Here is a 21,694-nt window from a genome sequence, read left to right on the forward strand (position 1 = left end):
ATCCGCGGGGCCGTTCCGTCGAGTGGGGTCAGCGGCCGGAGGGCACGACCGCGAAGGACTCGTCGAGCTCGACCTCGACCTCCGTGCCGTCCGCGAGGCGCACCTCGACCTCGAAGGCGTGGTCGGCGTCGTCGCTGCGGTCGACGTCGACGACCTCGCCGCCGCCGGTCTCGGCGAGCGCCGCGTCGGCCGCGCGGGCGATCTCGTCGTCGGTGAGGGGTTCGAGAGTCGTCGAGCCGGTGGCGTCGTCGGTCGTATCGGTCGCATCGCCTTCGTGCTGGTCGGCGTCCGCCGCGTCGCCGTCGCGGCCGTCGTCCCCGCGGTCGACCGCGACGACCTCGTAGTCACCGTCGAGCAGCACGTCGATCTCTCGGCCGTCGGGCCGGGTGATCTCGAGCTCGAAGCCGCCCCCGTCGCGACGCTCGGAGTCGGTCACGCTGCCGTCGCCGACCTCGGCGAGCGCCACCTCGCTCGCGCGGTCGAGCGCGTCGCCGGCGAGGGCGTCGTCGTCGTTCTCGGAGAGGGCCCACGCGGTACCGGCGCCGCCGAGCACGAGCACGCCCGCGGCGAGCGAGCCGATCCAGATGACGCGCTTGCGCGAACGCCGCCGCTCCGAGCCCTCCGTCGACGGGGTCGTCGCGTGGACCTCGGTGGCGGCGGACTCGTTGGGGGTGGACTGGGGCTGGGGTGTCGTCTCATCGGTCATGGCTCCACCCTCGCGGGCGGGCACTGAAGCGCGGCTGAAGCGACCTGAAGGCGCGTTCAGCCGGCCGACGACGGGAGCGTGACGCGGAAACGCGCCCCGCCCAGGGGCGAAGTCTCCACCCGTGCCGCTCCCCCGTGGGCGCGCGCCACGTCGGCGACGATCGCGAGTCCCAGTCCCGAGCCGCCCGCGTCGCGCGCGCGTGCCTCGTCGAGGCGCACGAACCGCTCGAACACCCGCGCGCGCTCCGACTCGGGAATCCCGGCGCCGTCGTCGTCGACGATCAGCTCCACGTGGGCGCCGAGGTCGGTGAGCGCGACGTCGACCCGGGTCACCGCGTGCCGCCGCGCGTTGTCGACGAGGTTGCGCACGAGCCGCCCGAGCAGCTGCGGTTCACCGTCCACCCGCGCCGCACCGATGCCGCGGCCGTCGACCCGAACGCGCTGGTCGGTCCGGCTGCGCTCCACCTCGGCGAGCACGAGGTCGTCGAGGTCCACGGCGCCCGTGGGCAGGGCGCGGCCGCGCTCGTCGAGGCGACTGAGCAGCAGCAGCCCGTCGACGAGCTGCTGCAGGCGCTCCCCCTCCTCGAGCACGGCATCGGCGAGTTCACGGCCGGGAACCCGCTCGGGGTGCGCGTACGCCACCTCGGCGAATTGCCGCATGGAGGCGAGCGGAGAGCGCAGCTCGTGCGCCGCGTCGGAGACGAACCGGCGCTGTGCGCGCTGTGCGGCCTCGAGCCGGTCGAGCATCCCGTTCATCGTGCCGGCGAGCCGGGCGATCTCGTCGCCCGACGCGGGCTCGGGCACGCGGCGCTCGAGGTCGTCGGAGCCGATGCGGTCGACCTCGGCCCGGATGCGCTCGACCGGCGCGAGGGCGCGCCCGACCACGATCCAGGTCGTCGCCGCGACCAGCATGGCGAGCACCGGCGCGGCGAGTGCGAGCAGCCAGGTCGTCGTCGACACCGCGTCGTCGACCTCCTCGAGGCTGCGCGCGACCACGAGGTCGTACTCCTCGCCGGCGATCTCGACCTCGTCGCGCACCAGCACGTGCTTCTCGCCGTCGATCCGGATCGTCGTGTCGCCCGCGTCGGGCACCCGCGGCGGGTCGTCGCCGTCCCCGTCGCCGTCGCTCTGCGACACCACCTCGCCGTCGCGGCTCAACAGGGCGACCCCCTCGACGTCCTCGGGCAGCTCCGGTCGTCCGCTGCGCTCCAGACCGCTCGCGATGCCCTCGAGCTGCTGCTCGGCGGCGAGCTCGACGGTCTCGGTGAGCGAGCCGTCGAGCAGGGCGACGAAGCCTGCGGAGCCGGCGAGCAGCGCGAGCGCGACCACGACGGTCGCCCCCGCGGTGGCGCGGAACCGCATCGAGGCGCTGCGACGGAAGCCCCGCATCCGTCAGCCCCCGTCGGCGGCGAGTCGGTAGCCCGACCCCCGCACCGTCTGGATGGCGTCGCGACCGAAGGGGCGGTCGAGCTTGTTGCGCAGGTGCCGCACGTACACCTCCACGATGTTCGGGTCGCCCTCGAAGTCGAAGTCCCACACGTTGCCGAGCACCTCGCGTTTGGAGACGACCTCGCCCTTGCGTCGCATGAGGAAGTCGAGCACGGCCAGCTCGCGCGCGGTCAGGTCGACCTCGGTGCCGCCGCGGCTGACGCGCCGCGCGGCCGGGTCGTAGCGCAGGTCACCGGCTTCGAGCACGACCGGCCGGTCGCGCGCGCCGCGCCGCACGAGGGCGCGGATGCGGGCCACGAGCACGGCGAACGAGAACGGTTTGGTGAGGTAGTCGTCGGCGCCGGTGTCGAGCGCCTCCACCTGGTCCCACTCGCCGTCCTTCGCCGTGAGCATGAGCACCGGCGTCCAGTCCTCTTCCGCACGGAGCGTCTGGCACACCCGGTAGCCGCTCATCCCCGGCATCATGATGTCGAGCACGATCACGTCGTAGTCGTTCTCGCGGGCGAGCCACAGACCGTCGGTGCCGGTGTGCGCGAGATCCACCGCGAACCCCTCCGCCTCGAGCCCGCGGCGCACCCCGTCGGCGAGACGGCGCTCATCGTCGACGACCAGGATGCGCATGCGATCAGTCTGGCGTGCCGGTGCTGAAGCGGGGCTGAAGCGGCACCGCGGTCACCGGTCTCCGCGGCGAGCGCGCTGTCGACTATCCGGCGAGCGCGCTGTCGCCTATGCGGCGAGCGCGATGTCGCCTATGCGGCGAGCGCGATGTCGCCTATGCGGCGAGCGCGATGTCCGGCCGGCGCTCCGAGTACGGGGCCGGCAGCGGCGCGATCTCGCGCACGACGTGCAGTTCGGTCGGCCGCACGTCCACGGTCGGCGTGAGGTCGAGCACGAGCGCCTCATCGGCCACCTCGCGCAGCAGGTCGAGCAGCGTCAGGTCGAACACCCGCAGGATGGTGTCGAGGATCTCGCTCGACGCCTCCTTGCGCCCCCGCTCGATCTCGCTGAGGTACGGCATCGACACGCTCGACCGCTCGGAGAGCTCACGCAGCGTCAGCCCGCGCTCGAGGCGGATGCGCCGCAGCGCCTGACCGAGGACGTGTCGCAGGAGCATGACGGCACGGTATCGCGGGTGGCCCGTCCGCCTGAAGCGGATTCGCCGTGAGCGGAATCCGACCCCGACCGGGCCTTCAGGCGGTCAGCGCGACGGGTTCGTGATGCACGGGGAAGTTGACGGATGCGGCGATGAAGCACTTCGCCGCGGCCTCCGCGTGCAGCGACTGGGCGAGCTCCGTGTCGCCGCTCGCGATCGTGACGCGGGGGCGCAGGGTGACCGATGCGAACGCTCCACCGCCGTCCGCCGTCGTGTGCAGCGTGCCGACCGCGTCGTCGCTGTACTCGGTGACGATGACGCCGTGCCGGGTGGCGACGTGCAGGTAGCTGAGCAGGTGGCACTCCGACAGCGCGGCGAGCAACAGCTCCTCGGGGTTCCACCGGTCGCGGTCACCGTGGAAGACGCGGTCGCTCGACACCGCGATCTCGTGTTTGCCGTCGGCGCGCAGCACGCCGTCGCGGCCGTAGTCCCGGTAGCCGGAGGTGCCCGTACCGCGATTGCCCGTCCAACGGATCGAGACGGCGTAGTCGTGGTCGGTGCGCATGGCGGCTCCCGGGGGGTGTCGAGGGGCGGGAATAGACTCATCCCACCATGACTGACATCCTCGCCGCCCCCGCCACCACCGTTCCCCAGGAGCGCAAGATCGTCACCGCGATCCCCGGTCCGCGGTCGCAGGAGCTGCAGCGACGCCGACTCGAGGTCGTCAGCGACGGGGTCTCGTCGGCGCTGCCGGTGTTCATCGAGCGCGCGCACGGCGCGATCGTCGAAGACGTCGATGGCAACCGCTTCATCGACCTCGGCGCCGGGATCGGCGTCACGACCATCGGGCACACGGTCGAGTCCGTCGTCGCCGCGGCGACGGCCCAGCTGCAGAAGGTCACCCACACGCTGTTCACGATCACCCCGTACGAGGAGTACGTGCGGGTCGCCGAACTGCTCGCCCAGCACACGCCGGGCGACTTCGCGAAGAAGACGGTTCTCGTCAACTCCGGGGCGGAAGCGGTCGAGAACGCGGTCAAGATCGCCCGCAAGCACACCCGTCGCCCCGGTGTGGCGGTGCTCGAGCACGCGTACCACGGCCGCACGAACCTCACCATGGCGATGAACTTCAAGGCGTCGCCGTACTCCACCGGATTCGGTCCGTTCGCAGGCGATGTGTACCGCGCCCCGAACTCCTACCCGTTCCATGACGGTCTCGACGGACAGGCCGCCGCGCAGCGCACGATCTCGTACCTCGAGAAGACCGTGGGCGCGAGCGACCTCGCCTGCCTCGTGGTCGAGCCGATCCAGGGCGAGGGCGGATTCGTCGTGCCCGCCGACGGGTACCTGCCCGCCCTGCAGGAGTGGTGCACCGCGAACGGCATCGTGTTCGTCGCCGACGAGATCCAGAGCGGCATGGCCCGCACCGGCGCGTACTACGCGAGCGAGCACTTCGGACTCGTGCCCGACCTCGTGCTGAGCGCGAAGGGCATCGCCGCGGGTCTGCCCCTCGCCGCGGTCACCGGCCGCGCCGAGATCATGGACTCCGCCCAGCCGGGCGGACTCGGCGGCACCTTCGGCGGCAACCCGGTGGCCGCGGCCGCCGCGATCGCCGTGTTCGAGCTCATCGAGCGGGAGGATCTGCTCGGCGCCGGTCGCCGCATCGAGGCGACGCTCAAGCCCGCCCTCGAGCAGCTGCGCGCCAAGTACCCGGTGATCGCGGATGTGCGGGGCATCGGCGCGATGCTCGCGATCGAGCTCATCGACCCGGCGACCGGCGCTCCCGCCGCCGACGTCGTGACCGACGTCGCGGCCCGCGCCGCGCAGGAGGGCGTGCTCGTGCTCACCGCGGGCACCTACGGCAACGTGCTGCGCTTCCTTCCCAGCCTCGCCATCAGCGACGAGCTGCTGCTCGACGCGATCGGCGTGCTCGACCGCGCCCTCGCCGCCCGGTGACGGCTCCGCTCGACGCGAGCGGCGTGCGCGAGCTCGCCGTGCTCGAACGCTCCGGTTTCCTCGAGTCCCGGCATCTCGGGGTCGCCGCGGTGGTCGCGCCCGACGGCTCCCTCCTGCGCGCCGTCGGCGATGTCGAGGCGCTCATCTTCCCGAGGTCGAGCCTCAAGCCCGTGCAGGCGGTGGCGGTGCTGCGCGCCGGAGCGGTGCTCGACGACGATCAGCTCGCCCTCGCGACGGCGAGCCACAGCGGCACCGATCGGCACCTCGCCGTGGTCGCGTCGACGCTCGCGTCGGTCGGTCTCGACGAGGGCGCCCTCGGCACTCCGGCCGACCGACCGCTCGACCCGGCCGCGCGCGCCGCGCATCCGGAACCGCGTCGGATCGCGATGACCTGCTCGGGCAAGCACGCCGCGTTCCTCGCCGCGTGCGTCGCGAACGACTGGTCGACCCACGACTACCTGGACCCCGCCCACCCGCTGCAGCAGCGCATCCGGGATGCCGTCGCCGAGTTCACCGGGCAGCCGGTGGAGCACAGCGGTGTCGACGGCTGCGGGGCGCCCGTGCACGCGGTGAGCACGCGGGGGCTCGCCCGGGCGATCGGCCGCATCGGTCGTGAGGGTTCGGACGACCCGCACGCGTCCCGGCTCGCCGCCGCCGTGCGCGCGCGACCGTGGGCCGTCGCCGGACCCGGCCGACCCGACACCGTCGCGATCGAGCGCCTCGGCGTGTTCTCGAAGTTCGGGGCGGAGGGCATCATGGTCATGGCCACCGCCGACGGCACCGCCGTCGCGCTCAAGATGCTCGACGGCAACGGCCGGGCCGCGACCATGGTCGCGCTCGAGTTGCTCGTGCAGGCCGGCGCGGTCGCCCGCGACGCGGTCGACGAGGTGATCGCCGCGACGACGGATCCGGTCACCGGCGGCGACACCGTGGTCGGACGGCTGCGGCCCTCGCCGGAACTCGCCGCCGAGGCGTAGAGGTCGCTCAGGCGTAGAGACCGGCGACCGCGTCGCGGAACGCCTCGGTGTGCCGGGCGACGTCCTCCGACGTGGTCGACGGCGCCATGAGCGCCATGTTGTGGAACGGCGTGATGAGCAGCCCGCGGTTGAGCGCGTGCAGGTGCAGGTACTGCTGCAACGGGAAGTCGTCGGCGTCCGCCGCCTCACGTCCGTCGCGCGGCGCGGTGGCGCGGAAGCTGTACTCCGCGCGGGCCCCGAGCTGCGTCACCTGCCACGGCACCTCGAACTCGTCGATCGCGGCCTGCACTCCGGCGGTCCACTCGGACGCGCGCGCGATCATCCCGGGATACACCTCGGCCGTGAGCACCTCGCCGAGGGTCGCGCGGATGCCCGCGAGCGAGAGCGCGTTGCCCGCGAGGGTGCCGCCCACTCCCCCGACATCGATGTCCTCGAGTCCGTGCTCACCGCCGCGGAGCCGCACGCGCACCCGCTCGGCGAGCTCGGCCGTGAGCCCGAACGCGCCCGCCGGCACGCCGCCGGCGATCGTCTTGCCGACGACGACCGCATCCGGACGCAGCCCGTCGCGCGCGGTCATCCCGCCCGGTCCGGCGCACAGCGTGTGGGTCTCGTCGATGACGAGCACGACCCCGAACCGATCGCACAGCTCGCGGACGGCGTCGTGCCAGCCCGGCTCGGGCAGCACGATGCCGATGTTCGTCATCGCCGGTTCGATGAGCACCGCGGCGACCTCGCCCGTGGCGAGCGCCGCCTCGAACGCGGGCACATCGTTGAACGGCACGACGACCGTCGTCTCGTCGAGCGGCACCGGCGCGCCGATGTTGCCGCGACGCGCGACCACCCGACCGGAGTCGTCGAGGGTCGCGAAGGCCTCGTCGACCGAGCCGTGGTAGCTGTAGTCGATCACGAGCACCTTGCGCCGCCCGGTCACATGCCGGGCGTAGCGGATGACGGAGCGGTTCGCATCCGTGGCCGACAGGGTGAACTGCCACGACGGCACCCCGAAGCGGTCGGCGAGCAGCTCCGCGGCGGCCGCGGCGTCGTCGGTCGGCAGCATGAAGGTCGACCCGCGCGCGAGCCGCTCCGAGAGCGCCCGCACCGCCGCCTCGGGGGCGTGACCGACCATCGCGCCGGTGTCGCCGAGGCAGAGGTCGACGTGGTCGATGCCGTCGACGCACGTGAAGTGCGAACCGGCGGCACTGTCGACGTACACCGGCCAGGGGCCGGGCCACTTGCTCATCCAGAGCATCGGTACCCCGTCGGGCAGGTGCGCGGAGGCGTCACGCCAGCGCTCCTCCGAGCGCGGGCGGGCAGCGCGGAACGCCGCCACCTCCTGATCCCAGAGCCGCTCGAGCCGTGCCCGGTCGAGGGTGTTCACGAGGTGCTCCCCATGCGCTTGCGGCGCGCCGCCGCGGTCAGCTGCGCGACGATCACGATGGCGATCGCGAGCAGGAACACCGCCGACGCGATGACGTTCGCCTCGGCGGGGATGCCGCGGGCCGCCGCGGTGTAGACGTACTTCGGGAAGGTCACGACCGGGCCCGAGTTGAAGTTCGTGATGATGAAGTCGTCGAAGCTCAACGCGAACGACAGCAGCGCCGCGGCGATGATGCCGGGCAGCAGCAGCGGGAACGTGATGCGCCAGAACACCTGCGCGGGCGAGGCGTAGAGGTCGCGGCCGGCCTCCTCGAGCGCCGGGTCGAGCGACGCGACGCGCGCCCGCACGGTGACGACGACGAAGCTGATGCAGAACATCACGTGCGCGAGGATGATCGTGCCGAGCCCCTTCTGCACGCCCGCACTGAGGAACTGCGCGGCCAGGCCGGCGCCGAGCACCACCTCGGGCGTCGCCATCGGGAGGAAGAGCAGGAGCGTCGTCGCCGCGCGGGCACGGAAGCGGTACCGCACGAGGGCGATCGCGATCGCCGTGCCGAGCGCCGTCGCGATGACGGTCGACACGGTCGCGATGAGCACGCTGTTGCCGAACGCCTCGCACACGCCTTGCGAGTTGCAGACGGTGAGCCAGTTGTCGAGGGTGAACCCGCGCCACACGATGTTCGTGCGACGGGAGTCGTTGAACGAGAAGGCGATCGTGTACGCGATCGGGATGAGCAGGAAGACGAGCGCGATGATCGCGTAGATCGCGAGTCCCCACCGCCCCACCCCGAGCCGGAATCCCCGACGGGCTGGGCGCGGCGGTGTCGTCGCCGCGTCGGCGACGGCGGCGCCGGCCTGGATGGTCACAACAGGTCCTCCGTTCCGCTCCGCTTCACGTACACGCTCACGAGGATCAGGATGGCGGCCATGAGCACGACCGAGAGGGCCGCCGCCGCCGGATAGTTCTGCAGCACGAGGAAGTTCGTCTCGATGACGTTGCCGATCATCGCGGTGTCGGTGCTGCCGAGGAAGTCGCGGCTCGCGTTGATGTAGTCCCCCGCGGCGGGGATGAAGGTGAGGAGGGTGCCCGAGACGACGCCGGGCATCGACAACGGCAGGGTGATCCGCCAGAACGTCGACGCGGGCGGGGCGTAGAGGTCCGCGCCGGCCTCGACGTAGCGCAGGTCGAGCCGTTCGAGGCTCGTGTAGATCGGCAGGCACATGAACGGGATGAAGTTGTAGGTGAGGCCGAAGATCACCGAGAACGGGGTGCCGGTCAGGTGCGCGTCGGCCGGGAGCAGCGCGAACGCCTGCAGCGCGGTGACGAGCGGTCCCTCATCCGACAGCACCTGCTTCCACGCCAGGGTGCGCAGCAGGAAGCTGATGAAGAACGGCGCGATGACGAGCGTGAGGGCGAGCGCCTGCCACAGCGGGTAGCGGCGCAGCTTGACGCCGATGAAGTAGGCCAGCGGATAGCTGAACAGCAGGGCGAGCACGGTCGCCGCTGCCGCGTAGCCGAACGACCGGAGCACGTGCGGCCAGTAGCCGTCGAGCACCTCGAGGTAGTTCTCCCAGCGGAACGCGTAGTCGAACTGCCCGATGTCGCCGAACTCACGCGGTGCCTGCAGGCTCGTCATGACGAGCGCGATGAGCGGGGCGAGGAAGAAGACGGCGAGGTAGAGCAGTCCGGGCAGCAACAGCCAGAGGGCGATGAGCCCGCGCCGCCGGGGCGCCGGTTCGGTGGGCGGGGCGGCGGTGGCGAACGCTCCGAACGCCATGGGTCAGGCGCCTTCCGCTTCGGCCTCGAGCTGCTGCAGTCGCTGCTGCGCGATGGACTCCGTGTCGGCGTCGGCATCGAACCGCACGGCCGCGCCCGGCTCGTCGGACAGGCCGAAGCCGTGCTCGATGCGCCAGCTCACCCACACCTCCGCGCCTTCGTTCACGACGGGCCCGAACACCATGTTCTGCGCGAACACGGTGACGACCCCGACACCCGGCACGGCGACGAGATACGTCGTGCTGACTCCGCTGAACGACACGTCGACGACGCGGCCGGGGCCGAGGATGTTGACGCCCGCCGCCGGGGCGGGTTCCTCGGTGTGCAGCAGGAGCTTCTCCGGGCGCACGCCGACCGTCACTTCGCCGGTGTGACGCTGCGCGCGATCCCGCGGCACCTCGAGGCGCCGCCCGGCGACGTCGACCACGATCGATGACGCGCTCGCCGTGGCGATCGGACCGGTGAACAGGTTCGACTGGCCGAGGAACGTCGCGACGAAGGCGGTGCGCGGCAGCTCGTAGAGCTCTTCCGGGGCACCCATCTGCTCGATGCGTCCCTTGTTCATGACCGCGACGGTGTCGGCCATGGTCATGGCCTCCTCCTGGTCGTGCGTCACGTGCAGGAAGGTGAGACCCACCTCGCTCTGGATGCGTTTCAGTTCGAGCTGCATCTGGCGGCGGAGTTTGAGGTCGAGCGCGCCGAGCGGCTCGTCGAGCAGGAGCAGTGCCGGGCGGTTCACGATCGCCCGGGCGAGCGCGACGCGCTGCTGCTGCCCGCCGGAGAGCTGCGACGGACGACGCTGAGCGAGGTGGTCGAGCTCGACGAGGGCGAGCGCCTCGTGGGCGCGGGTCGCGGCGTCCTTGACGCCGCGCCGCTTCAACCCGAAGGCGACGTTCTCGATGATCGACATGTGCGGGAACAGCGCGTAGCTCTGGAAGACCGTGTTGACCGGCCGCTGGTGCGGTTTCGTCGCGGTGACGTCGTCACCGCCGATGAGCACCCGCCCGTCCGTCGGCTCCTCGAGCCCGGCGACGAGTCGCAGGGTCGTCGTCTTGCCGCAACCGGAGGGGCCGAGCAGGGCGAAGAACGACCCGGCGGGGATCGAGAGGTGCAGGTCGTCGATCGCCGTGAATCCGGGGAACCGCTTGGTGATGCCGTCGAGCTGGAGGTCCGCGCCGGCCTCGTCGAACTTGTGTGTCACGTTCAGGCGCCGAGCAGCACGCTCTGGAAGTCCGACCCGTACTTCTGTTCCTCGGCACTCGTGAGGGTGCGGAACGCGTGCACGGTCGACAGGGTCTCGTCGTCGGGGAAGATCAGCTGGTTCTCGGCGAGCGCCGGGTCGATCGCCGCCGCGGCCTCCTTGGCTCCGACGACGGGGGTCACGTAGTTGACCCAGGCCGCGACCTCGGCGGCGACCTCGGGCTCGTAGTAGTAGTTCATGAGCGTCTCGGCGTTGGTCTTGCGGGTGGAGCCGATCGGCACGACGAAGGTGTCGTTCCAGATCGTGCCGCCCGCGGCGGGGATCGCGAACTTCCACTTCTCGCGGCCCTCTTCGGCGTTGAGGGTCGTGATGTCGCCTGACCAGCAGATGGCGGCGAGCGTGTCGCCGTTCGCGAGGTCTTCGAGGTAGGCGTTGCCCTTGACGTTGCGGATCTGACCGGACTCGACATGCTCCCGGAACACGTCGAGGCCCTTCTCGAAGTCGGCGTCGTCGAAGTCGGTGATGTCGAGGCCCTCGTCGAGCATGATCACCCCGATGGTGTCGCGCATCTCCGAGAGCACGCCGACACGGCCCTTGAGCTCGGGCGCCCACAGGTCGCTCACCGAGGCGAGGCCCTGAGGGAGCTCGTCGACGTTCCAGGCGATCCCGGCGAAGCCGCCCTGCCACGGCAGCGACTTCTTGCGCCCCGGGTCGAAGTCGGGGTCGGCGAGGCTCGGCGTGAGGTTCTTGATGTTCGGGATGTTGTCGTGTTCGAGTTCCTGCACGTACCCGAGGCGGACGAGCCGGGCGACCATCCACTCGGTGAGGCACACCGTGTCGGCGCCGATGTCCTGTCCGAGGGCGAGCTGGTCGCGCACCTTCGCGTAGTACGTGTTGTTGTCGTCGACGTCGACGTTGTAGGTGACGTCGATGCCGGTCTGCTCGATGAAGCGCTCGAGCGTGGGGTAGTTGCCCTCGTCGTCCTCGTCCATGTAGCCGGGCCAATTGGCCCAGACGAGACGCTTGTCGGAGTCGGACTTGTCCTCGGCCGGCTTCGGCGGTTCGTTGCCGCCTTGGGCGCAGGCGCTGAGCGTGAGGGCCGCGGCACCGAGACCACCGGCGGTCATCAGCGACCGCCGGGAGAGCTGCGCGCGCCGCGCTCCCGCGATGAGCTGCCGGATGAGGGGGTCTTCGGGAAGACGACGAGACATGTGCGACTCCTTCTCGTTGGGCGCGAGGGTCCGCGACCGGAGCCGCGTGGAACGATCCTGGCACAGCGCGGATTCGATCGGTACGCCTGGACGCCCGATTCCTGCACTGCGAAACATAGAATTCACGAAATCAGCGGTTCTGCGCCGAAATCCTTGCGGATTCCATCGTGCTCGCTCGCTAGCCTGGTGCCATGAGGATCGCCATCCCGACCGAGGTGAAGAACAACGAGTTCCGTGTCGCGATCACCCCGTCGGGTGCTCACGACCTGGTCGCCCGCGGCCACGAGGTGCTCGTGCAGTCCGGCGCCGGCGAGGGATCGTCGCTGCCCGACGCGGCCTACGTCGACGCCGGGGCCCGCATCCTCCCCGACGCCGAGGCCGCGTGGGGTGAGGCCGAGCTGCTGCTCAAGGTGAAGGAGCCGATCGAGAGCGAGTACGGGTTCTTCCGCGACGATCTCGTGCTGTTCGCCTACCTGCACCTCGCCGCCGAACCGGAGCTCACCCGCGCGCTCACCGGTGCGCGGATGACGGCGATCGCGTACGAGACGGTGCAGCTGCCCAACCGCGCGCTTCCGCTGCTCGCACCGATGAGCGAGGTGGCCGGTCGACTGGCTCCGATCGTCGGGGCGAACGCGATGCTCAAGCCGAACGGCGGACCGGGGCTCCTCGTCCCCGGCGTGCCCGGCACCTACCCGGCGAAGGTCGTCGTGCTCGGGGGCGGCGTGGCCGGTACGAACGCGGTGTCGGTCGCGGTCGGCCTGGGCGCCGACGTGACCGTGCTCGACACGAACCTGGCCCGGCTGCGCGAGCTCGACGCCCTCTACGCCGGCCGCATCCGCACGATCGCGTCGAACGCGTACGAGATCGAGCGGGCCGTGCTCGACGCGGACCTCGTGATCGGCTCGGTGCTCGTGCCGGGGGCGAAAGCGCCGAAGCTCGTGAGCAACGCGCTCGTCTCGCGCATGAAGCCGGGCAGCGTGCTCGTCGACATCGCCGTCGACCAGGGCGGCTGCTTCGAGGACTCCCACCCGACGACCCACGCGGACCCCACCTTCCCGGTGCACGGGTCGCTGTTCTACTGCGTCGCGAACATGCCCGGGGCCGTGCCGCACACCTCCACCTTCGCCCTGACGAACGCGACCCTGCCGTACGTACGGGCCGTCGCCGACTCGGGATGGCTGCCGGCGGCACGCGCCGATGCCTCTCTCGCGGCCGGCCTGAACACGCACGACGGCGCCGTGGTGAACACCCCGGTCGCGGAGGCGCACGGGATGCCGCACTCCGAGCTCGCCGACCTGTTGGGCTGACGGACGTCACGGCGCCGCTCGACGGCGACGCGGCGCACCGCCGGACGTCGGCGGAGAGCCTGTTTCGATCGCTGCACGTCTCAGCCGACCGTCGGGCTCGAGCAGCCACCCGGCGACGTCCGGCGGTAGTGGCGGCGGCAGCTCGCGCCGCCGGGTGAGGGTGCGCAGCTCCGCCACGGTGCATCCGTCGAAGAGGACCGGCAACCGTCTGCCGAGCTCGGTCACCGCGTTCCAGTGGCCCTGCCACACGTCGGGATCGCCGACGAGCACGGTCGGCGCTGCGCCGGAGCCGACCTCGAGCTGCGGGCGGTCGTGGGCAGCGACGTCGGCGATGCGGAGCGCCGGACCGGCGTCCCGCCAGCGGGCGATCAGCTCACGTGGTCGTGCCGAGACGACGACGAGGCCCTCCCGGCCGGGATGCACCCGTACCGCTCGGACGTGCTCGTCGGCCGCCGGCAGCCGGTGCGGGAGGGCGACCTGCAGCCGCCGACCGTCGAGGTGTGCGCCGCCGGGTGGCAGCCGCGGCCCCCAATTGTCTGCGGATCCGCCGGCCATGAGGTGCTCCTGCCGGTCGTCGATGCGCAACAGCAGTCGCGTGCGACATGCGGCCAGCACGTGCGCGAGCCGACCGCTCGCGCGGGCGACCGTCATGGCGGCCCGCACGCCGCCGGCCGGTCCCTCCCGCAGCAGGCGGACCAGCCGGTCGAGCATCACCGTCGCGTACTCGTCCCCCGCGGCGTGCAGCACCGCATCGAGGTCGTCGAGCAGCAGGAGCGCCGGCACAGCTCCGGCGAACGCCTCCTCGGCGTCGTCGAGGGCGTCCCACACCTGCGCGAGTCTCGCCGCCGGGCGGATGACCGGAACGCGGGCCTCGGCGTGGAGGGCGGCCAGGAGGGTCGATCTGCCCGACCGGGCGGAGCCGACGGCGACGAGGTGTCCCTCCGTCCAGGTGAGCACCTCCTGCCGTTGCTCGGAAGGGACGTCGAGCACGCCGACGACGATCCCGTCGTGGTCGCCGAGCGTCGACCGCGGAATCGCCGAGGGCAGCGGCGGCAGCCAGGGACGGTGCACGGCCACTGTCGGGTGGAGGGCTGCGACGCCGGCGATGTCGGCGGCGCCGGCGAGGGCGACCTGGACCGGCACGGCCGGTTCACCTCGCCGCACGACGAGCGCGCGCCCGGCCGGGGTGGCCGCGAGTTCCGCCGCGTGCGGCACCCCGAGCACCGCCGTGCTGTCGGCGGCCGAGGTGACCCGCAACGACACGCGCAGTCCCGCGTTCGCAAGCACCGCGTCCCGCACGACCCCTGCCGGTCGTTGAGTGCAGAGCACGAGGTGCACGCCGAGCGAGCGTCCGCGCGCCGCGAGATCGGCGACGAGGGAGTGCAGATCGGGGAACTGTTCGGCGAGCACCGCGTACTCGTCGACGAGCACCACGAGCCGTGCGAGCCCGGCGACCTGTTCAATCGAACGGGCGCCCACCTCGGCGAGCAGTCGTTCCCGTCGCCGCAGCTCCGCGCCGAGGCTCTCGAGGGCGCGGCGCGCCTCGCCGTCGTCGAGGTCGGTGAGCACGCCGACCACGTGCGGGAGCGATTCGAGCGGCGCGAACGCGGCGCCGCCCTTGAAGTCGACGAGCAGGAAGGTGACTCGATCGGGGGCGTGACGCGCGGCCATCGCCAGCACCCAGGCGATGAGCAGTTCGCTCTTGCCGCTTCCCGTCGTGCCGGCCACGACCGCGTGCGGACCGTCGACGGCGAGGTCGAGGGCGAACTCCCCTTCACCGTCGTGACCGATGGAGGCGTCGAGACCGCGACCGCCGGAGGGCGAGTTGGTGAGCGTCGAGAACGGCACCGCGGCGGGCGGCGCGGGAACGGCGCCGAGGTGCTCCGCCGCTCGAGCGAGCGTCGAGGCGAACTCCTGCGCCTCGGATCGGGTGAGGTAGGGCACGTCGAGGCGGACGTCGACTCGACCGTCGGGGTGGCGCTGCAGGCGCGGCGAGCCGTCGCCCACCCGCACCACGACGCGGCAGTCCCGCGGCAGACCCGCCGCATCCTCCGCCCAGGCGACACACACCGAGCCCTCGTCGCCGACGAGATCCACCCGGGCCGGATCGCGCCCGGTCCGATGCCGGTGCGGGAGTCGGAGGAACTCCTCCTCCGTGTCGCCGACGACCGCGGTTCCCGACGGCGGGAGACGCGAGGCGAGCTGCGCGAGCACTCCTCGCACGTAGGCGCGGGCGACCACCTCCGGACCGACGACACCGATGCCGAGTCGGGCGTCCACCGCCACCGGCGCGTCGGTGAGCGTCCGCGCGCGACGACGCAGTGCGGCGATCGACTCGTGCTCACGGGCCGGCGCTTCGGGGCTGACCCGCACCCTGCTCGGCGAGTCGCCGCGGCCCAGCATCACGGGGACCGGCGACGACGCGGGATGACGCCATCGCTCCGGGTCGTTCGCCGCCATCGCGACGACCGCCGCGGGGCCGGCTACCGCGAGGTCGAGGGCCGCCCGCTCCAGCGCGTGCAGCGCGGCGAGGGCACCCGTCCGCTCCTCGCATTCGCGCCGGATGCGCTGCTCCTCGCGGCGGGCGTGCCGTCGTCGGTGCACGCGGCCGTCGACGGTGCTCGCCACGGCGATGAGCGGCCCGAGCAGAGCGAAGGCGAGCGCGAACGGCGAGCGGGTGATCGCCCACAGCACGACGGCCGCCGCGACGGGCGCGAGGGTCGCGAGCACCGGGAACGGCGCCGGCTGGTGGGGGGTGGCGGGGTCGGGCAGCACGAACCGGAGGTCGTCGACGGGAGGAGCGGACATCCCTCCCAGCACATCGCGCCGCGGCGTGCCGCGGTGCCCGGATCGGGCGATCGGTGCGTGCGAGCCGGTTCGAGGGAACTGGGGAGGATCAGCTCACGACGAAGAACTGCTCGCCGATGTCGACGCGCGCCCCGCGGGCCACGACGTAACGGCGACCAGGCTCGCAGCGCCGGGGTGCCGCGTCCGGCTCGCGCACGATCGTGCCGTTGCCGGAGAACCGGTCGAGCACCCAGAACGCGCCGCCCTCCTGGCCGAACTCGAGGTGCGTCTTCGACACCGACTTGCCCGGATCGAGCAACGGCACGAGATGGTCGAAGAACTCGCCGGGCTGCGGCACGGGATTGCGGCCGAGCAGGCCGGTCCCGAACACCGTGACACTCTCCCCCGTGCTGAACTGGAGCACGAATCGCGCCCCGGCCGGTCGATGCGAGACGAGCCGGGTGGCCTCGACGTCTTCGAACGACTCCGGATGCGCGGGCGCCGCCGCCGGCGACGCAGGAGCGGCGGGCCACGCAGGCGCGGTGGGCGACGCAGGCGCGGTGGGCGACGCGGGAGCGGTGGGCGCGACCGGAGCGGCGTGCTGCGGGTGGGCGTGCGGCAGCACTCCACTCGGCCGGGCACCGAGCGGCGGCTGCACGAGCGGCGGACGCGGTGCGTCGGGCGGGACCGGAGCGGCATGCCGGGCGTGCAACTCGGCCGATGCCGTGGCCGTCCGTTCGGCGCGCGGCGCGGGCTCCGGCTCGGCGGAGGGCACCGCTTCGACGGATGACGCGGGTTCCGGCGCGGCGGAGGGCGCCGGGTCCGGCGCGGCGGGACGCGCCGCGGGCGCGTCGGACGGAGCGTCGTCGCTCGGCGGCTCGGGCGCGGGTGTGGCGGGTTGCGGCCGGAGCCGGGGTGAGGTCTGAGCCGCGGGAGAGGCGGGGTCGAGCGACGACCACGAGGGCAGATCGAGATCGAGCACACGCTCGGGGCGCGCCGGGGCGTTTGGAGCCGGCGGCTCCGCCGACTCGACAGGGGGCTCTCGCAACTGCAGCGGCGTGATCCGGATCGTGTCGTTCACGGCGGTCGGCGGTGGTGTCGCGCGGACCGTCACCGCGCGACCGCATTCGCCGCAGAACAGGGCACCGCTCGGGAGCGGTGTGCCGCAGTACGCGCAGTCCACGTGTCTCCCCCTACCGTGCCGGTCGTCGTCCAGCATAACGACGCAGTGATCGCAGTGAGAGGCGTGCACGGAGACGCTCCCAGCGGGTGAGCTTGGCATCCATCGCCTGCTTCAATTCGTCGACGCTGCGCCACACGCGATCCGGGTCGTCCTCCGGCGGGGCGCCCGGTGCGAACGACGCGCGGTCGGCGATGTAGGCGAGGATGCGCGACTTCGTGCCTCCCACCGTCTCGGCGACCTCGCTGCGGGTGGCCGTCGCGGTCGGCCGGTACCCGTGGTCGAGGGCCGCGTCGGCGAACTCGTCCCACCCGCCGCGGATCCGGTCCCGCGGGTCCGCGGCGCGACGACGACGGCGGGCACGCAGCACCTTGCTGCCGATGATGGCGAGGAACGGGGAGGCGAGGATCGCGAGCGCGAGCAGCGACCATCCCGCGACGGCGAGCACGGTGAGCAGGAGGGCCAGCAGCGGGTCGAGGGCCTCCGGCTGCTCCTGGTCGCTCTCGGGCGGCACCTGGTCGTCGCGCTCATCCGGTTGCGTCGCCGGCGGCGGCACGACGGGCTGGGGCCGCGAGACGGGCGTCGGTTCCTCGGGCGGAGCCTCCGGGATGGGCCGCACGGCGGGGTTGGGGTCGACGGCGACCCAGCCGCGTTCCGCCGTGTCGATCTCGATCCACGCGGTCACGTCGTCGCCGCGCACGGTGGTGGTCGAGCCGACCTCCTCGGGCGCGAAGCCGAACACGACGCGAGCGGGGAACCCGAGCTGCCTCGCCATGAGCGCGGCGGTGACGGCGTACTGCTCGGCGTCGCCGATCATGAGCGGTTCGGTGAGCAGTTGCGTGATCCGGTCCGCGGAGTGCCCGGACCGGCTCGGCGGTTCGTCCTCTTGCCCGTGGCTGATGTACCCGTCGCGCGCGAGTCCCTCGAGCGCGTCGACGAGGGCGGCGCCCGGCGTCGTCGCCGCCGCGGCGTACTGGTCGAGCCGCTCCGCGAGCTCTTCGGGCACCACCTCCGGGTCGGGCACGACCGCGGCGCCGGGGTTGATGCCCTCGAGCTCCTCGATCGTCGGCTCGTCGGGCACGATCGCCTGCAGCCGGTACATGTCACCCGGCCGGAGCCCGTCGACGACGGCGGCGGTGTCGGTCACCGGATTGAAGTAGAACCGTTCGCTGAGCGCGCCGGCATCGGCGCCGGCGAAGTCGATCGCCTCGAACGCGCCGACCGTGGGCAGCCACACGCCCGAGTAGTCGCGGATGCGCACCTCGAGCTCGACCGGATCGCCGGCGAGATCGCCCTGGTCGAAACGGTCCGGCACGCGCGTGAAGCGCCCCGAGGCATCCGCCGCATCGCCGGAACCCACCGCGTAGACGACGCCGTCGTAGCTGTCGAGCGTCGCGATCCGCACCCGGTCGCCTTCGCGCAGGCCGTCGATGTCGAACAGCGCCGCGTCCTCGCGGTCCTCGCGCAGGTATCCGCGGAAGCCCGAGAGCGGGCTCACGTAGTCGCGGGGGTCGAAGGGACGGGCGACCACGGTGCGCAGGACGTCGCGTTCGGAGGTCGTGGGCAGGGCGGATGCGGCCGCGAACGACGCGCCCGCGGCGAGCGCGACGAGCACTCCGGCGGCGACGAGGGCACGGGTCGCGCCGGCGAGCGTCGAGCCCCGGGTCTCCAGTTCGTCGCCCGGCGCGCCCTGCCGGGCGAGCAGGGCGATCGACGCCCGCCGCCGCGCCCAGCGGCGCCAGACCACCCAGAGCAGCACGCTCGCGACGAGCAGCACCGGCACCCAGAAGCCGAGCTCCCGGTCGTCGGGACCGAGCGCGAGGGCGATCACGAACACGGTCAGCGGGGCGATCGCGCCGAGCTCGCCGAACCGCGCGCGCAATCCGACCGAGAGTCCCACGACGGTCGCCACCAGCAGCAGCACGAAGGCCGGCACGAGCAGCGCCTGGTAGGCGCCGACCGGCAGGGCGATGGTGAGCAGTTGCTTCCAGCCGAGAGCGATCGCGAGCACGAGCTCCCGGAGGCCCTCGAGCGTGGGCAGCACGCCGCGCAGGGCCAGCCGCGGCACCGCGAGCGGCACCCCGAGGGCGAGCACCGCGAGCAGCCCCGCGAGGAACACGAGGAACGACGACCAGCGCAGCAGCGCTCCGAGCACGGCGACGACGGTTCCGCCGAGCACCGCCCCGACGGCGACGACGAGGAACTGCGGGTCGCGGTAGATCGGGTAGAGCGCCGCGGCCGCGCACGCGATCGCCGCCCAGAAGAGCAGCACGGTGCCGAGTACGGTCACCGCATCCGGTCGGCGCCTCATGTCGCCGCCGACCGGGCGAGGGCCTTCTGCAGATCGGCGAGGTAGCCGATCGTGAGCACCCGTAGCCCCGCCACCTGGCGCAGTCCCGGCACGGTGTCCGGATCGCACACGATCGCGACGACCTCGACGCCGATCGGGAAGAAGGCGGATGCAGTGCGCAGCTGCGCCGGGGTCGGCAGCGAGCCGCAGACGAGGAAGGCGACCGAGACCCCGCCGATCTTCGTCGCGGTGACGCGGGCGAGGTCGACGACGCCGAGCGCCGAGTCGGCCTGTTCGACACCCGCGAGGTCGTCGAGCAGGCGGGTGCGGGTGACGGTCGAGAGGGTGCGCACCGCGAACACCTTGCGCTTGGCGAACTCGGGCGTCCGCTCGCTCGCGACGACCGAGAGGGTGCGCGTGTCGCGGATGGCCCGCGCCCCGAGCGACGCGGCTGCGCTCACCGCGAGTTCGAACTCATCCTCGGTGGCGTAGTCGCCCGTCGCGAGGCTCAGGGCCACCACGAGGTGGCTGCGCCGGGTCTCCTCGAACTGGCGCACCATGTAGGTGCCCGTCTTCGCGGTCGACTTCCAGTGGATGTAGCGCCGGTCGTCACCCGGCGAGTACTCGCGCAAGGCGTGAAACGATACGTCGGCCGAGCTCAGATCGCGGGTCGGACTGCCCTCGAGGTCGCGGATGAACCCGGTGCTCGTGCTCGGTATCGCGATCGTGTGCGGGTGCACGTACAGGCTGCGGCTCCCGGCCCAGACGACCTCGCGGCGGACGAGCCCGATCGGATCGGCGCGCACGCTGCGCACCGGCCCGAGCTCGATGACGCCGCGCCGCGCGGTCGGCACGACGAACCGGCGGCGCGCCTCCGCTCCCCCGCGCAGGCCGGGGAGGGCGAGTTCGGCGAGACCCCGGCCCACCGGGATCTCGACGGTGAGCCCGAGGATCGCCCGTCGGGCCGGGTTGCGCACGATGACCTCGCCCTCGGCGGGATCGCCCACCGTCACTCGCGGCGCGGGCAGGTCGAGGTCCACGTCGACCGTGAGCCGGCCGATGAGGTACAGGGCACCGACGACGAGCAGCACGAGCCCGAGCCACGCCACCACGACGAGTTCCTGCAGTCCGAATCCGTAGCCGGCGAGGAACGCCGCGGGCACGACGGCGAGCGCCGTCCAGCCGAGCGGGGTGACGACCGAGGCGGCACGGCGGGCGTGGGCGCCCACCCGCTCCCGCGCGAGACGCAGCAGCCGCACGATGCCGACCACCGCATCCGCCCCGGCTCCCGTGCGGTCGCCGACGATGCGCGTGCGCGCGTTCGTGAGACCCTGCGTCGAGGAGACCGTCTCGGAACGGGGACCCGTGCTGCGCGAGGTACGTCCGGAGTCGGTGCGGTACGTCACACGGCGAGCCTGTCGCTCGGCGGCGGCGTCTCGATGAGCAGCTGGCTCACGATGCTCGGCGCCGTGACGCCGTCGAACTCCGCCTCCGGGTCGAGCACGAGTCGGTGCGAGAGCACCGGGTCCGCGAGCTGCTTGATGTCGTCGGGCACGACGTAGTGCCGGCCGTTCGCGGCGGCGAGGGTCTTGGCGGCACGGATGAGGGCGAGGGCGCCGCGCACGCTCACGCCGAGCCGCACCTCCTGCGCGGATCGGGTCGCGTCGACGAGGCGGCTCACGTAGTCGTTGATCGAGGGGTCGACGTGCACGGTGCGGGCGAGGTTGGCCATCTCGACGACGGTCGCCGCGGAGATCACCGGCGGCACGGTGACCTCGTGTCCGCGGTGGGTCGCACCCTCGAGGATGCGCAGCGTCGAGGCGTGGTCGGGATACCCGATGGACGCCTTCATGAGGAACCGGTCGAGTTGCGCTTCGGGCAGGCGGTAGGTGCCGGCCTGTTCGATCGGGTTCTGCGTCGCGATCACCATGAAGGGCGCGCCCACGGGGTGCGTCTGGCCGTCGACGGTGACGTGGTTCTCCTCCATGACCTCGAGCAGCGCCGATTGCGTCTTCGGGCTCGCCCGGTTGATCTCGTCGGCGAGCACGATGTTGGAGAAGATCGGCCCGCGGTGGAACTCGAAGTGGTTCGACTGCTGGTCGAACACGCTCACCCCGGTGATGTCGCCGGGCAGCAGGTCGGGGGTGAACTGCACCCGGTTGCTCGTGCCGTCGACGCTCTGCGCGATCGCCCGCGCGAAAGAGGTCTTCCCGGTGCCCGGGTAATCCTCGAGCAGCAGGTGCCCCTCGCTCACGAGGGTCACGAAGCCGAGGCGCACGACGAACGTCTTGCCGAGCAGCACCTGCTCCACGTTCGCCACCAGCCGCCCGAAGATCCCCGAGAACCAGCCCGCCTGTTCCGGCGTCATCGTCATGCCCGTGCCC

18 protein-coding genes are annotated in these 21,694 nt (G+C 72.4%); 3 read left to right on the forward strand and 15 right to left on the reverse strand.

The window, feature by feature from the left end; translation table 11 throughout:
• Window positions 1-28: 28 nt before the first annotated feature.
• The 5 genes from CLV46_RS11245 to CLV46_RS11265 all read right to left on the reverse strand — a co-directional run bounded on the left by CLV46_RS11245 (window position 29) and on the right by CLV46_RS11265 (window position 3,812).
• Window positions 29-706, reverse strand: coding sequence for a PepSY domain-containing protein (locus CLV46_RS11245; protein ID WP_100364851.1), 678 nt, complete (start codon window positions 704-706; stop codon window positions 29-31).
• A 56-nt stretch (window positions 707-762) separates the two neighbouring features.
• Window positions 763-2,094, reverse strand: a complete 1,332-nt coding sequence (locus CLV46_RS11250) for a sensor histidine kinase (protein ID WP_245866756.1) — start codon at window positions 2,092-2,094, stop codon at window positions 763-765.
• Between the two features lie 3 nt (window positions 2,095-2,097).
• Window positions 2,098-2,775 (reverse strand): response regulator transcription factor, encoded by a 678-nt coding sequence (locus CLV46_RS11255; protein WP_100364853.1) that lies wholly within the window; start codon window positions 2,773-2,775, stop codon window positions 2,098-2,100.
• 151 nt (window positions 2,776-2,926) lie between these two features.
• Window positions 2,927-3,268 carry a helix-turn-helix domain-containing protein gene (locus tag CLV46_RS17070; protein ID WP_100364854.1) on the reverse strand — a complete coding sequence of 114 codons (342 nt, stop codon included), beginning with the start codon at window positions 3,266-3,268 and terminating at the stop codon, window positions 2,927-2,929.
• A gap of 76 nt (window positions 3,269-3,344) precedes the next feature.
• Complete coding sequence (locus tag CLV46_RS11265) at window positions 3,345-3,812, reverse strand: OsmC family protein (protein WP_100364855.1); 468 nt, start codon at window positions 3,810-3,812, stop codon at window positions 3,345-3,347.
• A gap of 47 nt (window positions 3,813-3,859) precedes the next feature.
• On the opposite strand from CLV46_RS11265, the gene gabT reads away from it, so the two are divergent.
• The gene (gene gabT / locus CLV46_RS11270) at window positions 3,860-5,203 is read left to right on the forward strand and encodes a 4-aminobutyrate--2-oxoglutarate transaminase (RefSeq protein ID WP_100364856.1); all 1,344 of its coding nucleotides are present in this window, start codon (window positions 3,860-3,862) and stop codon (window positions 5,201-5,203) included.
• Window positions 5,200-6,180 (forward strand): asparaginase, encoded by a 981-nt coding sequence (locus CLV46_RS11275; RefSeq protein WP_100364857.1) that lies wholly within the window; start codon window positions 5,200-5,202, stop codon window positions 6,178-6,180. Before gabT ends, CLV46_RS11275 begins: the two co-directional genes overlap by 4 nt.
• Window positions 6,181-6,187: 7 nt before the next feature.
• Here the strand turns inward: CLV46_RS11275 and CLV46_RS11280 are convergent, their stop codons facing one another.
• The 5 genes from CLV46_RS11280 to CLV46_RS11300 form a co-directional block, all read right to left on the reverse strand.
• On the reverse strand, window positions 6,188-7,558 hold the full coding sequence (locus CLV46_RS11280) for a transaminase (RefSeq protein WP_100364858.1): 1,371 nt from the start codon (window positions 7,556-7,558) through the stop codon (window positions 6,188-6,190).
• A complete protein-coding gene (locus tag CLV46_RS11285; RefSeq protein WP_211282262.1) occupies window positions 7,555-8,343 on the reverse strand; it encodes an ABC transporter permease in 789 nt (262 codons plus the stop codon). Before CLV46_RS11285 ends, CLV46_RS11280 begins: the two co-directional genes overlap by 4 nt.
• A gap of 77 nt (window positions 8,344-8,420) precedes the next feature.
• Entirely contained in the window at window positions 8,421-9,335 is a 915-nt protein-coding gene (locus CLV46_RS11290; RefSeq protein WP_100364859.1) for an ABC transporter permease, read from the reverse strand.
• A gap of 3 nt (window positions 9,336-9,338) precedes the next feature.
• Window positions 9,339-10,535 carry an ABC transporter ATP-binding protein gene (locus tag CLV46_RS11295; protein ID WP_245866760.1) on the reverse strand — a complete coding sequence of 399 codons (1,197 nt, stop codon included), beginning with the start codon at window positions 10,533-10,535 and terminating at the stop codon, window positions 9,339-9,341.
• A 2-nt stretch (window positions 10,536-10,537) separates the two neighbouring features.
• Window positions 10,538-11,746, reverse strand: coding sequence for an ABC transporter substrate-binding protein (locus tag CLV46_RS11300; protein ID WP_100364860.1), 1,209 nt, complete (start codon window positions 11,744-11,746; stop codon window positions 10,538-10,540).
• A 191-nt stretch (window positions 11,747-11,937) separates the two neighbouring features.
• Here CLV46_RS11300 and ald point away from each other — a divergent pair, with 191 nt between their 5' ends.
• Window positions 11,938-13,053 (forward strand): alanine dehydrogenase, encoded by a 1,116-nt coding sequence (ald, locus tag CLV46_RS11305; protein ID WP_100364861.1) that lies wholly within the window; start codon window positions 11,938-11,940, stop codon window positions 13,051-13,053.
• 6 nt (window positions 13,054-13,059) lie between these two features.
• Here ald and CLV46_RS11310 read toward each other — a convergent pair whose 3' ends face one another.
• The 5 genes from CLV46_RS11310 to CLV46_RS11330 form a co-directional block, all read right to left on the reverse strand.
• The gene (locus CLV46_RS11310) at window positions 13,060-15,861 is read right to left on the reverse strand and encodes an FtsK/SpoIIIE domain-containing protein (protein WP_100364862.1); all 2,802 of its coding nucleotides are present in this window, start codon (window positions 15,859-15,861) and stop codon (window positions 13,060-13,062) included.
• 88 nt (window positions 15,862-15,949) lie between these two features.
• Window positions 15,950-16,921, reverse strand: a complete 972-nt coding sequence (locus CLV46_RS11315) for an FHA domain-containing protein (protein WP_157802304.1) — start codon at window positions 16,919-16,921, stop codon at window positions 15,950-15,952.
• Between the two features lie 112 nt (window positions 16,922-17,033).
• Window positions 17,034-19,331 carry a transglutaminase-like domain-containing protein gene (locus tag CLV46_RS11320; RefSeq protein ID WP_157802305.1) on the reverse strand — a complete coding sequence of 766 codons (2,298 nt, stop codon included), beginning with the start codon at window positions 19,329-19,331 and terminating at the stop codon, window positions 17,034-17,036.
• Window positions 19,328-20,716, reverse strand: a complete 1,389-nt coding sequence (locus CLV46_RS11325) for a DUF58 domain-containing protein (protein WP_100364865.1) — start codon at window positions 20,714-20,716, stop codon at window positions 19,328-19,330. Before CLV46_RS11325 ends, CLV46_RS11320 begins: the two co-directional genes overlap by 4 nt.
• Complete coding sequence (locus CLV46_RS11330) at window positions 20,713-21,684, reverse strand: AAA family ATPase (RefSeq protein WP_100364866.1); 972 nt, start codon at window positions 21,682-21,684, stop codon at window positions 20,713-20,715. Before CLV46_RS11330 ends, CLV46_RS11325 begins: the two co-directional genes overlap by 4 nt.
• Between the last annotated feature and the right edge of the window lie 10 nt (window positions 21,685-21,694).

Source organism: Diaminobutyricimonas aerilata, from assembly GCF_002797715.1.
Taxonomy (GTDB): domain Bacteria; phylum Actinomycetota; class Actinomycetes; order Actinomycetales; family Microbacteriaceae; genus Diaminobutyricimonas; species Diaminobutyricimonas aerilata.

What these genes read in the sequence shown, in the direction of transcription:
- CLV46_RS11245 (WP_100364851.1), bottom strand. Translation starts at nt 706, where the DNA reads ATGACCGATGAGACGACACCCCAGCCCCAGTCCACCCCCAACGAGTCC.
- CLV46_RS11250 (WP_245866756.1), bottom strand. Translation starts at nt 2,094, where the DNA reads ATGCGGGGCTTCCGTCGCAGCGCCTCGATGCGGTTCCGCGCCACCGCG.
- CLV46_RS11255 (WP_100364853.1), bottom strand. Translation starts at nt 2,775, where the DNA reads ATGCGCATCCTGGTCGTCGACGATGAGCGCCGTCTCGCCGACGGGGTG.
- CLV46_RS17070 (WP_100364854.1), bottom strand. Translation starts at nt 3,268, where the DNA reads ATGCTCCTGCGACACGTCCTCGGTCAGGCGCTGCGGCGCATCCGCCTC.
- CLV46_RS11265 (WP_100364855.1), bottom strand. Translation starts at nt 3,812, where the DNA reads ATGCGCACCGACCACGACTACGCCGTCTCGATCCGTTGGACGGGCAAT.
- gabT (WP_100364856.1), top strand. Translation starts at nt 3,860, where the DNA reads ATGACTGACATCCTCGCCGCCCCCGCCACCACCGTTCCCCAGGAGCGC.
- CLV46_RS11290 (WP_100364859.1), bottom strand. Translation starts at nt 9,335, where the DNA reads ATGGCGTTCGGAGCGTTCGCCACCGCCGCCCCGCCCACCGAACCGGCG.
- CLV46_RS11300 (WP_100364860.1), bottom strand. Translation starts at nt 11,746, where the DNA reads ATGTCTCGTCGTCTTCCCGAAGACCCCCTCATCCGGCAGCTCATCGCG.
- ald (WP_100364861.1), top strand. Translation starts at nt 11,938, where the DNA reads ATGAGGATCGCCATCCCGACCGAGGTGAAGAACAACGAGTTCCGTGTC.
- CLV46_RS11310 (WP_100364862.1), bottom strand. Translation starts at nt 15,861, where the DNA reads ATGTCCGCTCCTCCCGTCGACGACCTCCGGTTCGTGCTGCCCGACCCC.
- CLV46_RS11320 (WP_157802305.1), bottom strand. Translation starts at nt 19,331, where the DNA reads ATGAGGCGCCGACCGGATGCGGTGACCGTACTCGGCACCGTGCTGCTC.
- CLV46_RS11330 (WP_100364866.1), bottom strand. Translation starts at nt 21,684, where the DNA reads ATGACGATGACGCCGGAACAGGCGGGCTGGTTCTCGGGGATCTTCGGG.